Below are 12470 nucleotides of genomic sequence, written 5' to 3'. Positions count from 1 at the left end.
CAAACGCTTTGTTGACAAGGAGCCATGTATGGCAACGGTTGCTCAATTTGATATTACATATACTCAATTTCTAAATGAACAAGGCAAATTAGCAGGGGAACTTCCTGCTTTTGCCAGTAACGTGGAAGCGCTTAAAGAACTTTATCGAGTCATGGTGCTTACACGAACTTTTGATAAGAAAGCAATTGCATTACAAAGGACAGGTAAAATGGGGACTTATGCCCCAATTAATGGCCAAGAGGCGATTTCTACTGCTATAGGCCATGCGATGAAGCCTGAGGATGTGCTTGTACCCTATTATCGTGATTACGCAGCGCAAATTCAGCGTGGCGTAAAAATGTCAGAGATTCTAACTTATTGGGGTGGCGATGAGCGCGGCAGTGATTTTGCCTGCAAGTCCCAGGATTTACCTATTTGCGTACCTATTGCATCCCAATGTTTACATGCTACCGGAGTTGCCTTTGCGTTCCAATACCGAAATGAACCACGAGTAGCGGTAGTATGTATTGGTGAGGGTGGAACCTCTGAAGGCGATTTCTATGAAGCTATTAACGTAGCCGGTACTTGGAAGTTACCCGTTGTTTTTGTAGTAAACAATAACCAATGGGCTATATCCGTACCTAGAGACAAGCAAACCGGCACAGAGACAATTGCCCAAAAAGCCATAGCGGCAGGATTTTCTGGCTTGCAAATTGACGGTAACGATATTTTAGCAACACGCCAGGTGATTGGTGATGCTATTGAGAAAGCGCGCCGTGGCGAAGGCCCCACATTGATTGAAGCCATGTCTTATCGTTTATCCGACCACACGACTGCTGATGATGCGACTCGCTATCAACCTTCAGCGGAAGTAGAGCAAGCCAAACCCAAAGAGCCTATTGCTCGCTTCAAGGAATACTTGGTACAAAACAACCTCTGGAGTGCTGCAGAAGAAGAGCAATTAGTAATGCACTGTGCTGCTGAAGTTGAGAAAGCAGTGGATGAATACCTTAGTAGAACACCACAACCAATTAGCAGCATCTTCGATTACCATTTTGCAGAATTACCAGACTATTTAGTGGAACAACGTGCAATCGCTATGGAGGAAGCATCTCATGCCTGATATTACCTTAATTGAAGCGGTTACTCAGGCCTTAGCTTATGAGTTAGCCCATGACGAAAATGTGGTTGTTTTTGGTGAAGACGTAGGTAAAAATGGAGGCGTTTTCCGCGCGACAGCCGGTTTACAAGAACAATTTGGGGAAAAAAGAGTATTTGACTCACCACTCGCTGAATCCATGATTGCAGGATTAGCAATTGGTATGTCATTACAAGGTTTAAAACCTGTAGCTGAATTCCAATTTATGGGATTTATTTATCCGGCAATGAACCAGATCATTTCTCATGCAGCGCGTATGCGTAACCGTACTCGTGGCCGTTTAAGTTGCCCATTGGTGTTTCGTGCGCCCTTTGGCGGTGGAATTAGAGCACCAGAGCATCATTCAGAAAGTACCGAAGCATTATTTGCCCATATTCCAGGTTTACAGGTAGTAATCCCCTCATCACCGAAAAGAGCTTACGGCTTATTGCTTGCCGCCATGCGTAATCCTGATCCCGTTATTTTCCTTGAGCCTAAACGTATTTATCGTCTAGTAAAACAACCCGTTGAGGATAATGGAGAAGCCTTACCTATTGGCAAGTGCTTTACATTAAAACAGGGTGATGATGTAACGCTGATTACTTGGGGTGCTAGTTTGCACGAAACTCAACAAGCAGTGAAGCAGCTTGAAGATGAAGGTATTTCCTGTGAGCTCATTGATGTTGCAACAATAAAACCCTTAGATATCGAAACGATTCTTGCCTCTGTGGAAAAAACAGGGCGTTGCGTTATTGTTCATGAAGGAGCAAAAACTTGTGGTGTAGGCGCAGAGATTTCAGCGCTTATTATGGAAAATTTAATGGCTGATCTGATGGCTCCAGTTCAACGCGTCACAGGCTACGATACGGTCATGCCCTACTTCCAGTTAGAGAAACAATACATCCCGAGTGTTGCACGTATTAAAAACAGTGTTATGAGCATAATGGAGTAATAATGAATATTTTTAATCTGCCTGATTTAGGTGAAGGTTTACCTGATGCTGAAATTCATGAGTGGTTTGTCAAGGAAGGTGATGTAGTTGTAACCGATCAACCGCTTGTTTCTATGGAAACAGCAAAAGCAGTAGTTGATGTTCCCTGCCCCCAAAGCGGTGTTATTGGTAAGTTATTTGGTAAACCTGGTGATGTGATTAAAACAGGCGAACCCTTGGTTGCATTTGAGTCAAATGCTGCAAAACCAGCTGATAAAGGTACGGTAGTTGGTAATTTAGAAGAAAGCAGTGAAGTTAGCGAAGATAATTTTGTAGTAGGCATACATCATTCTGGCAAGGCTCGAGTTAAAGCAACTCCTGCCGTGAAAATGCTTGCTAAAAAATTAGGTGTCGATTTATCCACCTTAAAAGGCAGCGGTGAGTTTGGCATGATTACCCGTGATGATGTGCAAGCGCAAGCAGATAAAAACTCCCAAGTGCCTGTAGGGTATGAGCCTCTGCGTGGTGTGCGACGTGCAATGCTAAATAGCATGGTACAATCCCATACCGAAGTAGTTCCTGTTAGCATTTTTGACGAAGCAGATATCCATAGCTGGCAACCTGGGACGGATATTACTGTACGTTTAATTCGCGCCCTAATTCATGCCGCGGAAAAAGAACCTGCAATGAATGCCTGGTTTGATACGAAACATGGTGCTCGCCAATGTTTTAAAGAGGTACATCTTGGCCTTGCTATGGATAATGATGAAGGATTATTTGTACCGGTTATCCATGACGCGGCAAAATGTTCTGATGCAGAATTACGCCAAACAATTAATGAATTTAAAACCTCTGTGGCAAATCGAGAAATTGGTGCTGATAAATTAAAAGGCGCCACCATTACGCTTTCTAATTTTGGAAAATTTGCAGGGCGATTTGCAAGCCCTATTATTGTTCCGCCAATGGTTGCTATTTTGGCTGTAGGAAGACTCTATAAGGGTGTTGTTGCCAATGATAATGGGACTGTTGAGGTGCATAACCTTCTGCCCTTATCACTTAGTTTTGATCATAGAGCTGCAACTGGAGGTGAGGCAACTCGCTTTTTAGGTGCAGTAATTGAATCACTACAAAAAGCGTAAAACACGTTTAATGTAGGCTGGGCTGGCAAGCCCAGCATTGGGAATAGAGAAAACTACGTGCTGGGCTTATCAGCCCAGCCTACACTACTCCCTTAATCTTACATTCTACCTTTTACTTTCTGAGCAATTTTTGCTTTGCAATCCTGAAGCTCGTTCTGACTAAAATTTGTATTTGGTAATGTTTTAGAACCCATTACTACTGGAAGAACGCAGTCTTTTACTAAACCTTTGTGCTCCTTTTCCCCACCTTTATGATAGCCATTCTGCATGCACGCTCTTGCAATAGGCATACACGCATTAGCCCAACCATAAATAGAAACACTAATTAATAAAGTAAACATACCTGCTTTAGCAAGAATCTTATTCATAATTTAATTCCTTTTAATGAAAGACATCTATTATTTTTTTGTATAATTGCCAATAAAATATAGCACATGTAATTTAATTTGGCATACTGTAGCAGTTAACAACTTTATAGAACCAACTCACCAGATACACCAGGCTCACTTTGTACTATGTGTTCTTGCTCCATTGATGTGCCTTCAATTGGAGAGTCATGGTGAGGAGGAGGCTCAGTGCCCGTTCGCGAGTTATCTTGTACCGGTTTGTTTTTCAACAACTCCTGCATTGGATTAGGCGTTAATTCAAGCCCAGCACCAGTCTCCATTTTTTGCTCTTTCCCAAAGCTGTGTTGTAATCTATGTATTGTGTATCGAGCAAAGTCATAGGCATATAATGGACCGCTCAACAAGGATAAAGTAAGAAAACTCGCGACTCCCATGACTGTCATCCCTACTAATGCAGCAGCAAAGCTAGCATAGCGAACCAGCTCAGTTAAAGCCGCAACAGGTAAAATAAATGCAGCCGAAGCCAATTGTATAGGGCGCACTACGAATAGGGAAAAAACAGTAATCGGCTCGCTAATAGCCTTATAAAAAGTCATAAATAAACGTTTCACGCGGTCCAAACCATTGATATAAATACTGTCATTAATTTTTTTATGGTGGTGCGCTAATATTTCTTCCTCGTAGCGCTTTTTATCTTGAGCCCAGCCATTAAGAAGTTCTTGATACTGCGTATCTGTTTCATTTTCTCTTCGTACTGGCGCTTCATTATAAAGGCCCTTCTCCTCAAGCTCCTTTTTTAAAACAAACTCAAAAAACTGCTCATCACTTAAATTTTGTAATTCTTGGTGACCTAATTTTTCTTCACTCCATATTGTCTTGGCAATATAATCATCACGTAAATTAGCTAAGTATTCCTTTCTATATTGTGCAAAGTGTGAGGAACGATAACGATTGAGCTCCTGCGCATCGTGCTTCCCTACAAAAACTGGAGTTAAGATATTTACAAAAAAATCCACCACCGCTAATGCCAAGTCAATAGTTCTTAATGCAACAAATCCCAAAAAGATAGTGATAATTAATGGAATGAGCACGCTTAAATACATTGCTTTTGATAAAAAATTAAACGGCTGGGTATAACGTGTTAATTGCGAAGTTAGCGGGTTTTCTAAAGTATATTCTAACAAGGTCCTTAAAGCCTTGCTTTTAACTAGATTATTAAATAACTGTTTACGATCGTGATACTTTTTATGAATGCTATTTAATACCTCTCGTGGCTTATCTGCTAACTTTAGCAAACTCAAAGACCTATATAACTCAGGGTAAGAACCTTTAAATTTATCTGACTGAAAGCGAAATGATAACTCATGATAGAATGTATTTTTATCTTCTTTCGATACCTCAGCATAAGCTCTGCTGATATGGCTAATAATAATATCTAATACGCTTTTGGGGCTTAGAACTATTCCTTGTTCTTGCAAGGCTAAAACATCATTCTCAATTGATTCTATTGTACGAACGGCTAACAGATCGAGTGATTTATTTATCATCAAATACAAACCATTTATCACAAAGTGGTCAAATAGTAGCATAAAATAAAATCACGAACAAACATTCTACATAAGAAGAATTATTATTTCTTATAATCGGTTAACGTAACACAGTTCCAGAAGCTTGATTCTCAAGGCCAAGATTATCAACATTATGCTCTTGATTTTCTACTAAAGAGCTAAGAGGTGAACTCATATGGACAGGCTCAACAGAATTTGAGCAATCCGCGTTATTTACAGGTTTGTCAAATAATAAATATAATGGGGTTTTATTAATCTTAGTTGTATTTACCTCATGGCCAACAATATCTTTCTCCAAGAAATACTCTAATACCGACACTGAGGCGTCGTAGCCCATAAGAGGCATATTAAATGCCATCAAAGTTAAATAATATGATACCAGGTTTGTAGTATTTACCGCGGCGAAAAACCAACTCTGGGCAAATGAAATGGTGTCTGCTAAGACTACACTCGCTGACAAAAATGGAAACATGATTAATGGTATGACCCGTTGCAACATCCCCTTATCTGCATCAATAATTGTTGCATGAGTGGCGAAAAAAATAGATTTTATTTTATCTAATGTAAATACTGAGCTGGTTAATATTTTCTTATGTATTATTTCTTCAGCTACGGTCTTAGGTGCGTCCTCATGAATGGGTTCAATGTTTATGAGATAGCTCCAAAATTCTGAATCATCCATTCTACTTAGCGTGTCGTATAATTCGTAGTTAGAAGCATACAGTTCACCACATATTTTTTCTTTCGATTCTGCCAAAAACTGCTTCTTGTATTCTGAAAAATTGGCCGTTTTATACTGCTCTTGCATTTGCTGATACTTATTGTCTGTAATTTTATTTGATACAAAATCGATAAAGGAATTTGAGGCCCTTATAAGCCCCGTTACGATACCAGCACCTAGCACGCCTAATAATAGAGCCACTGCTATACCAATTTGAGCCAGTACTGATAAGAATGTGATAATGCTACCAAACGGCCCAGGATAACGTTGTAGATTAGTAATTAAAGGGTTATCTAATATGCGATATAAGAGTACATGCGTAAACTTACTTGGTTTTCTAAACACTTCCTTGAAAAAGTTTAGAATTGGTTTTTCAGATTGATTTTTGTGAACTTCAATCAAAATTTTCTGTGGCTCATCAATTAACTCCTTATTTTGCAAATAAGTTGCAAGAGCATTATATTTAGAATCCCGGGCGAACCTATCAGAATGGAGTAATAAAGATAATTTTTTATAAAAATCGAGCCTTAGTGATTTTTTACATGATTTATACTCACCATTAATCACGTCAGTTATTACTTGAATTATTTCTTTATCTGTTAAAGAAGCTGCATTTGAAGATTCTAATAATTGCTGATTGAGCTTTTGTAGCGTGTTGTGAGCTAGTTGATCAACGTATTTTTTCATGTAGAAGGCCTGATGCAAAATTACCTGTCGAGCAGATTAACACAAAATGCAAATTTAGTACAGGTTTTTGCTTTTCGAGTATATCATTGTCCCGATTAAGGGTTTGGCTATCTCCCCTTTCTCTTTAATGCCGTTATTAAACTGATTAAGGCTTTTTTGCTAACTCATTAAGCACTGAAGCAAGGCGGCATCCTGCGGTGGCTGTCTGCTTTTGAATGAGGCTTTGCGCTCTTTGCTGGTACTGTTTGCTCGGTATTTCTTTGGGATAAATATGATAAGCCTGACTTGTAGCTAATTCATGAGAAGCTTTAGCCCACTGTCCTGGATTGTTAAGGGTAGAAATTTGATTACAAGGCCAACGCTGCTCTAGTAATCGTGCCTTAAACTTTATTTGACCTATCTTACGGCGTCCAATAAAAAAACCGGCCCCATTATCCCAATATTGATGCAAATTAGAACCAACGCGATTGTTACCTAAAGGAAATAAATTGCCGCCTAAGTCTCCTTTAGGCAAGCGATGGCTAACTTTGGTTGCGGTATGTAGTGGCTGATGAATATCCCCAACTAAGTGGATTAAAATCAGTAAGGACAAACGTTTATCAGCAGCGCTGGACTTTTTGGCTGATAACGCAGCAATCGCATTCTTTATGCCCCAGATGGCATTGCTCCTTTCCACCGAAGGAAGCGTCGTATCATCTTCAGCAAATGGGGTATTAATATAATGAAAGGTATCATACCAGTGCACATTTTTGAAACGAATCTGGTCTAACCAGATTGCAGCAGCAATAAAGTTCGCATTAGAGGATTTTTTTGAGCGTGAATTCAAGATCCTGCGACACATTTCCTTTGCTTGTGGCGTCAAATTATCATACGCAACTTGCGCCACAACTTGATGACCTTGCATATTCCATCCATAAGAATTTAATGCCATCAAGCCAAGAATTAATAAATAAGAAATCCGTTTCATATAACTAAGAACCTTAGCCTAAATAAGGAGACCATGCTGGCTCTTGTACATCACCTTCACGCGCAGGTAACTTCATCCGGATACGACCATCCAAAGAAACAATACCTAAAACGCCCTGATCCTGATTATGAGTTGCATACAATACTAATCGTCCGTTAGGAGCAACAGATGGAGACTCGTCGCGTCCAGAAAAGGTTAAACTCACCACAGGACCACCGCTGGCACTTTGTAAACCGATATTAAATTGCCGATCATCACGATGCAACATAATGATATTTTTCATATCAGGTGTATATGATGCGCGCGCATTATAATTACCATCAAAAGTAACGCGGCTTACTTGGCCATCGGCTAAAGATAAACGATAGATTTGAGGGGAACCGCCGCGTCCGGAAGTAAAGAGCAGACTCTTACCATCAGGGGCATAGCGGGGTTCTGTGTCAATTGCATCACCAAAGGTTAATTGTTTCATTACCCCACTACCTACATCAACACTGTATATTTTGGGCGTACCACTTTTTGATAAAACTACAGCTAATTGCCTACCATCGGGTGACCAAGCTGGAGCACCATTAATACCAGGGAAGCTCGTAATTAATCTGCGTTGTCCTGTTTCTACAGATACCGTAAAAATTTGCGCTCGTTTTTTCTCAAAAGATACATAAGAAATGCTTCGTCCATCAGGTGCCCAGGAAGGAGACATAATTGGCTCCGAAGAAACCAGTAAGCTTTGTGGGTTATACCCATCTGCATCAGCAACTTCTAGTGAGTAACGCGAACCACGAGTAGATCTTTGTACCGAAATATAAGCAATACGCGTTGAGAATATACCACGCTCCCCAGTCAGCTTTTGATAAACTTCATCGCTAATGTGATGCGCTAAAGGTCTTAGCTGATTCGCACCTACTTTATAGGTTTTTGTTAATAAAGTTGCACCATTGGCTACAGCATCAGACAAGGTAAAACTCACCTCATATTGACCGCCTACCGCCACAACACGTCCAGTCACTACGCTATCAGCACCCAACTGCTTTAATGTAGCGATTGATGATTGAGCATTTGGACCTTGAGGACCTGAAACAATTTTAAACTGCCCCGAAAAAGTTAAATCATGTTCAACAAGCTGGGCTATTTCCTGGGCGCCACGATCAGAGCCAAAAGAGTTAATAGCTATAGGTAAAGCCGAGTTGATCCCTTGAGTTAACTCTAAATCAAGAGCAAAGAGCTGTTGTGTAAACAACAAAAGAAATAATGTAGTAATTCGATTAATCACGAGTTTTACCCCCTAACTTGTTCTGGACGAACGGTTAAACTAATATCGCGAAACATATTAAATGTCGCAGCATCTGTAGGAACAGGAAGTGGTGACGCTTTACGAATGGCTGTTTGCGCTGAGCGATCAAGAAGTGGATCACCGCTGCTGCGGGTTAACGTAACTTCCAATACCGCACCATCAGGAGCTAAACGTATTCTAAATTGACTGGATAAAGTGCTATCTACATTTTCAGGAAGAATCCAATTTCTACCGATTGCATTAACAATCAGCGCTTTATACTTATTGACCTCCCCTGCAATGCGTGCTTCACGCTCTGCATTTTGTGCTGCAGCAGCCTGGGCTTGTCTTTTGCGCTCGGCTTCCGCTTTCGCAAGCTCAGCCTTTTCTTTTGCAATACGCTCTTTATCAGCTAATTCTTTGGCCGCCTGAGCGTCGGCTTGTGCTTTAGCCTGTTCAGCCTTTTGCTTTTCTGCCTTCGCTTTTTCGGCCAACTTTTTTTTATTAAGCTCATCGAGTTTCTTAGCCTCAAGTTGCTGTTGCTTTACCAGCTCTTCTTTTTGCTTTTTTAATTCCTCAATGCGCTTTGCTTCCAACGCTTTTTGTTCAGCAAGCTGTTTAAGTCGCTTTTTCTCTTCTTCTGCCTGTTTTTTCCGAGCAATTGCGATTCTATTTGCTTCTTCTTTCAAGCGTGCTAGCTGTTGCTGCTCTTTAATACGTTGCTGCTTAGCAGCTTCTGCTTGTCGATTCAGTTCACGTTGGCGATTCTGTTCCGCTCGTTTTTGTTGTTCGCGCTCTTGCTTTAAACGATTAACCGTCTCCATTACTTGCTTGTTATCAACGCTTACCGCTTTAACCACTTCCTGTTGCGGCGGTGGGGTTGCCGCAATAGGCTGATCAATTCCTGGCTCGTTTTTCGCCTCGGCAGTTAATACTGGACGCTGGCTGGAATTATCAGACAAGAGCATTACAATTAGAAAAAGATGCAAGCCAATAGCTATAAAAAAAGCATTCCGATAACTAGTGTTCATTATGCTTGCTCCTCTGATTGATTCGATGTTGTGTCGTCAGTCAGTAACCCTACTTGTTCCGCACCAGCTTGTTTTAATAACGCCATAGCCTGCACTACTTTACCGTAAGCAACGCCTTGATCTCCCTTAACTAATACATTCAGTTTCTGGTTTGACTGCTTTGCTAATTCTAACTCGGCAGCGACACGGACCGTTAAAGCCTGTGGATCAATAGGATCCGCAGGTGTACTGCTAATATTAAGAAAATAAGTACCTTCTTGATTTACTGAAACAATAATTGGCTCTCTATCTGTGGGCGCCAAAGTCTGGCTGGCTGCTTTGGGTAGATCCACAGTCACACCTTGACTTAGCATTGGAGCTGTAATCATAAAAATAACCAGTAGAACTAACATTACATCAATATAAGGCACCACGTTAATCTCAGATATGGGACGTTCACGTTTGGTCTTCGCTTTGATCATTTTGAACTTTATCCTCTTACAGTATTACTGTTTTGTTGTTCTATAAGTGATATCAATTCTTCCTGAAATAATTCAAATCGATCTAATAAGCCATTTGCTCGAGTTGAATATCGGTTGTATGCAATAACTGCAGGTATTGCCGTGAATAATCCTAACGCGGTTGCAACCAAGGCTTCAGAAATACCCGGAGCAACCATTGCAATCGTTGCCTGTTGTGCATGTCCCAAAGCTTGGAAAGAGGTCATAATCCCCCAAACTGTACCGAATAACCCCACGTAGGGTGCAATTGAACCAACCGAAGCAAAGAAAGGTAAATGTTGCTCTAATTTTTCAGCTTCTTTGGCATGGCTAATTTGCATTACACGCTGAATAGGTTCTAGAACCACCTGCCCCTGTTTTCTAGCACGCACAAATTCTTTAAAACCGGCATGAAAAATTGCAGCCATCCCATGGCGCTCATCAGCATTGCTATCAATATCTGCATAAAGTCGGCTTAAATCGCCACTATCCCAAAATCTACGACTAAATGCTTCAGTCATTTGTTTTTTACGATTAAAAAACCAGGCTCTTTGAAAAATCAATGTCCAAGAAGTAATGGACGCAATGGCGAGCAACATCATCACTGATTTAACTACTAAGCCTGCTTGCATAAAATACATTAATACATTTGCCTGACTACCCATCTTTTTTTGTCTCCGCTACCAAGATCTTATTTTAATTAGTTCTTTATTACCTGTTATTTACCTGGAAATCGTTTCGGTTTTAAATTCCCATCAACACAGACCACTTTAATTTGTGCTTTACACAGCAATTTATCATGCTGGTTCTTCATTTCTTGTTCAAACTCAAAACTGCAAGCCCCTGATTTCCCTACTTTAGTTGTAATGTTTAGCAAATCATCTAATCGTGCTGGCGCAAGATATCGGATATTAATCTCAGTAATCGCAAAGAGGGTATCTGTCTTTGCTAACTCACTAAGGATTAAATTCTCGTGGCGCAACATCTCAGTTCGAGCACGTTCAAAATAACATAGATAATTCGCATGATACACAATACCCATATAATCTACATCTTCGGTATACACACGTACATTATATTGATAAATGGTTTCCTGACTCATGGATTATTCCTGTACAGTGCTACTTAAACCAAAATGCTGATAGGCCCGAGGCGTTGCTATTCTACCTCGTGGTGTGCGCATAAGGAATCCTTGTTGTATTAAAAATGGCTCTAAAACATCCTCGATTGTGCCTTTTTCTTCACCAATAGCTGCAGCAATACTATCCACCCCAACGGGGCCACCATTAAATTGATCGATAACGGACATTAGAAGTTTTCTGTCCATTAGATCAAATCCATATTTGTCGACATCAAGCATTTCTAATGCTCTTTGAGCAATATCTAAACTTATTACCCCTCCACCTTTCACCTCCGCATAATCACGGACTCGTCGTAGTAAACGATTAGCAATCCGAGGAGTTCCTCTTGAGCGCATTGCAATTTCTCGTGCCCCCTCAAACTCGGTTCTAACATTTAATAATTGAGCGGAACGTGCCACAATCTGGGATAAAGAGTCAACAGAATAATATTCCAATCGTTGAACAATTCCAAAGCGATCGCGTAATGGTGAGGTAAGTAAACCTGCTCGGGTGGTTGCCCCAACCAAGGTAAAAGGAGGTAACTCCAGTTTAATTGAACGCGCGGCAGGCCCTTCACCAATCATAATATCCAGTTTGTAATCCTCCATTGCCGGATAAAGGATTTCTTCAATTACTGGACTTAAACGATGAATTTCATCGATAAACAATACATCATTTTCCTGTAGGTTCGTTAGTATTGCTGCGATATCCCCCGCCCGCTCAATAACGGGGCCGGAGGTTTGACGAAGATTTACGCCCATTTCGTGAGCTATAATGTTAGCCAGAGTTGTTTTACCAAGTCCTGGGGGGCCAAAAATTAGCACATGATCAAGTGCGTCTCGGCGCTTCTTCGCCGCATCAATAAAAATTTGCATTTGTGAACTCACTGCCTCTTGGCCAATGTATTCACGAAGACTTAACGGTCTAATAGCGCGATCAATAGCCTCTTCCGAAGCAACACTTTGGGTACTGATTAAGCGATCACTTTCCAGCATAGCTCTTATAGGATTCAGGTAAATGCAGCTATGTTAACATATGTTTTTTTAATAGCAGATGATTTATTTAGTATATCTGGGCCAGAATTGAAAA

13 protein-coding genes are annotated in these 12470 nt (G+C 40.6%); 3 read left to right on the top strand and 10 right to left on the bottom strand.

Annotated elements, in window-relative coordinates; translation table 11 throughout:
- Positions 1-28: 28 nt before the first annotated feature.
- Genes pdhA through BN3124_RS11860 form a run of 3 tightly spaced genes read left to right on the top strand, consistent with a single transcriptional unit; the run spans position 29 to position 3187 of the window.
- Entirely contained in the window at positions 29-1102 is a 1074-nt protein-coding gene (gene pdhA / locus BN3124_RS11870; protein WP_058535005.1) for a pyruvate dehydrogenase (acetyl-transferring) E1 component subunit alpha, read from the top strand.
- A complete protein-coding gene (locus BN3124_RS11865; RefSeq protein ID WP_058535004.1) occupies positions 1095-2069 on the top strand; it encodes an alpha-ketoacid dehydrogenase subunit beta in 975 nt (324 codons plus the stop codon). Before pdhA ends, BN3124_RS11865 begins: the two co-directional genes overlap by 8 nt.
- 2 nt (positions 2070-2071) lie before the next feature.
- Positions 2072-3187 (top strand): dihydrolipoamide acetyltransferase family protein, encoded by a 1116-nt coding sequence (locus BN3124_RS11860; protein WP_058535003.1) that lies wholly within the window; start codon positions 2072-2074, stop codon positions 3185-3187.
- Between the two features lie 98 nt (positions 3188-3285).
- On the opposite strand, the gene BN3124_RS11855 is transcribed toward BN3124_RS11860, so the two are convergent.
- The 10 genes from BN3124_RS11855 to ruvB form a co-directional block, all read right to left on the bottom strand.
- A complete protein-coding gene (locus tag BN3124_RS11855; protein ID WP_058535002.1) occupies positions 3286-3555 on the bottom strand; it encodes a hypothetical protein in 270 nt (89 codons plus the stop codon).
- A 104-nt stretch (positions 3556-3659) separates the two neighbouring features.
- Positions 3660-5081: a hypothetical protein gene (locus BN3124_RS11850; RefSeq protein WP_058535001.1), complete on the bottom strand. Its 1422-nt coding sequence runs from the start codon at positions 5079-5081 to the stop codon at positions 3660-3662.
- 100 nt (positions 5082-5181) lie between these two features.
- The gene (locus BN3124_RS11845) at positions 5182-6510 is read right to left on the bottom strand and encodes a hypothetical protein (protein WP_058535000.1); all 1329 of its coding nucleotides are present in this window, start codon (positions 6508-6510) and stop codon (positions 5182-5184) included.
- Between the two features lie 145 nt (positions 6511-6655).
- A complete protein-coding gene (locus BN3124_RS11840; RefSeq protein ID WP_058534999.1) occupies positions 6656-7477 on the bottom strand; it encodes a S1/P1 nuclease in 822 nt (273 codons plus the stop codon).
- 13 nt (positions 7478-7490) lie between these two features.
- Positions 7491-8750, bottom strand: coding sequence for a Tol-Pal system beta propeller repeat protein TolB (tolB, locus tag BN3124_RS11835; RefSeq protein ID WP_058534998.1), 1260 nt, complete (start codon positions 8748-8750; stop codon positions 7491-7493).
- Between the two features lie 5 nt (positions 8751-8755).
- A complete protein-coding gene (gene tolA / locus BN3124_RS11830; protein WP_058534997.1) occupies positions 8756-9781 on the bottom strand; it encodes a cell envelope integrity protein TolA in 1026 nt (341 codons plus the stop codon).
- On the bottom strand, positions 9781-10242 hold the full coding sequence (tolR, locus tag BN3124_RS11825; RefSeq protein WP_058534996.1) for a protein TolR: 462 nt from the start codon (positions 10240-10242) through the stop codon (positions 9781-9783). Before tolR ends, tolA begins: the two co-directional genes overlap by 1 nt.
- An 8-nt stretch (positions 10243-10250) precedes the next feature.
- Positions 10251-10925 carry a protein TolQ gene (gene tolQ, locus BN3124_RS11820; RefSeq protein ID WP_058534995.1) on the bottom strand — a complete coding sequence of 225 codons (675 nt, stop codon included), beginning with the start codon at positions 10923-10925 and terminating at the stop codon, positions 10251-10253.
- 53 nt (positions 10926-10978) lie between these two features.
- On the bottom strand, positions 10979-11362 hold the full coding sequence (locus tag BN3124_RS11815) for a YbgC/FadM family acyl-CoA thioesterase (protein WP_058534994.1): 384 nt from the start codon (positions 11360-11362) through the stop codon (positions 10979-10981).
- Between the two features lie 3 nt (positions 11363-11365).
- Positions 11366-12376, bottom strand: coding sequence for a Holliday junction branch migration DNA helicase RuvB (gene ruvB / locus BN3124_RS11810; RefSeq protein WP_058534993.1), 1011 nt, complete (start codon positions 12374-12376; stop codon positions 11366-11368).
- Between the last annotated feature and the right edge of the window lie 94 nt (positions 12377-12470).

The organism is Legionella saoudiensis, from assembly GCF_001465875.1.
Taxonomy (GTDB): domain Bacteria; phylum Pseudomonadota; class Gammaproteobacteria; order Legionellales; family Legionellaceae; genus Legionella; species Legionella saoudiensis.
The sequence above is the reverse complement of the archived record's forward strand: the minus strand, read 5'-3'. Positions and strand labels throughout refer to the sequence as shown.

What these genes read in the sequence shown, in the direction of transcription:
- pdhA (WP_058535005.1), top strand. Translation starts at nt 29, where the DNA reads ATGGCAACGGTTGCTCAATTTGATATTACATATACTCAATTTCTAAAT.
- BN3124_RS11865 (WP_058535004.1), top strand. Translation starts at nt 1,095, where the DNA reads ATGCCTGATATTACCTTAATTGAAGCGGTTACTCAGGCCTTAGCTTAT.
- BN3124_RS11860 (WP_058535003.1), top strand. Translation starts at nt 2,072, where the DNA reads ATGAATATTTTTAATCTGCCTGATTTAGGTGAAGGTTTACCTGATGCT.
- BN3124_RS11855 (WP_058535002.1), bottom strand. Translation starts at nt 3,555, where the DNA reads ATGAATAAGATTCTTGCTAAAGCAGGTATGTTTACTTTATTAATTAGT.
- BN3124_RS11850 (WP_058535001.1), bottom strand. Translation starts at nt 5,081, where the DNA reads ATGATAAATAAATCACTCGATCTGTTAGCCGTTCGTACAATAGAATCA.
- BN3124_RS11845 (WP_058535000.1), bottom strand. Translation starts at nt 6,510, where the DNA reads ATGAAAAAATACGTTGATCAACTAGCTCACAACACGCTACAAAAGCTC.
- BN3124_RS11840 (WP_058534999.1), bottom strand. Translation starts at nt 7,477, where the DNA reads ATGAAACGGATTTCTTATTTATTAATTCTTGGCTTGATGGCATTAAAT.
- tolA (WP_058534997.1), bottom strand. Translation starts at nt 9,781, where the DNA reads ATGAACACTAGTTATCGGAATGCTTTTTTTATAGCTATTGGCTTGCAT.
- tolR (WP_058534996.1), bottom strand. Translation starts at nt 10,242, where the DNA reads ATGATCAAAGCGAAGACCAAACGTGAACGTCCCATATCTGAGATTAAC.
- tolQ (WP_058534995.1), bottom strand. Translation starts at nt 10,925, where the DNA reads ATGGGTAGTCAGGCAAATGTATTAATGTATTTTATGCAAGCAGGCTTA.
- BN3124_RS11815 (WP_058534994.1), bottom strand. Translation starts at nt 11,362, where the DNA reads ATGAGTCAGGAAACCATTTATCAATATAATGTACGTGTGTATACCGAA.
- ruvB (WP_058534993.1), bottom strand. Translation starts at nt 12,376, where the DNA reads ATGCTGGAAAGTGATCGCTTAATCAGTACCCAAAGTGTTGCTTCGGAA.